This is a genomic window from Oscillibacter sp. CU971, assembly GCF_905219725.1.
Classification (GTDB): domain Bacteria; phylum Bacillota; class Clostridia; order Oscillospirales; family Oscillospiraceae; genus Oscillibacter.
On record NZ_CAJMXG010000555.1, the window covers coordinates 1 to 1,153 of the forward strand.

Consider the following 1,153-nt stretch of genomic DNA (forward strand, 5'->3'; position numbering starts at 1 on the left):
CTCCAGTAGAGCTGCCGCCGCCGGATGACCTTCCAGATAAGTCCGGGTTGTGGTGGAAAGCTCTACAGTCTGTAAATCCAACGTGTTGAAGCACCCCTCCCGAAAAAGACTGGAGAGCGGCTTGCTGTCACAGCCAATCTTGAGGAAAAGGTATGTTTTGACGGCATCGACCTGTGCGTCCCGCATCTGACCGGTGCTTTCGATATAGCCAATCAGGTCTTTGACGGTACAATCCTGAGATGTTAGCCAGCGATTGCGGGCGTTGGTTATCATACGGTAAAACATTGGACGTCTCCTTAATGCAAAGCCCTTGCCGCAGAGCAAGGGCTTTCAAGAAAATTCTATATAAATTCTAACACATACTGGGAAAAATCTCAACTGGCTTTTTTGAAGAAACCGCATCCACGTTGGCAGGCTTGTGAGTAATTTCTCTGGTGACCGGATCAAGTATGTAAAGCTCTTTTTTGAGTTGCTGGGCATAGCGCACTGTCATCCCCGTCCCGCTTCGGCAGGCCCCATTGTAGACGGCCAGCAGAATGGACGAGTGGTCCACCATGTACTGGTTCCGCTCCAGCATACAACCACGGCTGTACTCCTGCCCCACATAGACAACCTCGTCAGCCTGCTCCAAAATTGAATGATAGATTTCCCGCGCTGAAACTGACCACTTGCTCTCTTGCCCTTCACAGGGGAGGTTGGCATGGAGCTTCAGCGCAGGATTTTTCTTTTTCAGGTCAAGGACAATCTGAGCGCACCAGAGATCTACCCCTTGAGCCATACCTGACAAAAAGTCCGTCACACCTTGCTCTGCCAGCGCGGAGATCTGCACCGCTAGGACTTCCTTCAAGAGAACGCAGCCGGGGGCGCTTTCGTCATAGCCCCATGGAAAACTTTTTGGCCGGTGGCCGGTAAATGCGCAAGCTGTTTTTATCATTGTAGACAATCCCCCCATACAGATAGATGCTCCACATTATAGCAAAAATTCTTACACGCGTCTATTATCGTAGACTATTATTTTTCAGTTTTCTCATACACTATCTGTTGAGAAAGCGGGGTGGGGCGGTGCAATTCGACAATAATGCGGTTGGGAGGACGATACGCCGCCTTCGCAATAAAAAAGGCATATCCCAAGATGTCTTGAGCGGTTTCGCAG

At 50.0% G+C, this 1,153-nt stretch carries 2 protein-coding genes; both read right to left on the bottom strand.

Going from position 1 to position 1,153, the window contains the following annotated elements; translation table 11 throughout:
- On the bottom strand, positions 1–285 hold a 285-nt coding region (locus tag JX325_RS17385; protein WP_204792258.1), incomplete at its 3' end, for a hypothetical protein.
- Between the two features lie 67 nt (positions 286–352).
- On the bottom strand, positions 353–934 hold the full coding sequence (locus JX325_RS17390) for an SLOG family protein (protein WP_204792259.1): 582 nt from the start codon (positions 932–934) through the stop codon (positions 353–355).
- Between the last annotated feature and the right edge of the window lie 219 nt (positions 935–1,153).

Excerpts from the sequence above, each read along its gene's own strand:
- JX325_RS17390 (WP_204792259.1), bottom strand. The coding sequence starts at position 934 with ATGATAAAAACAGCTTGCGCATTTACCGGCCACCGGCCAAAAAGTTTT.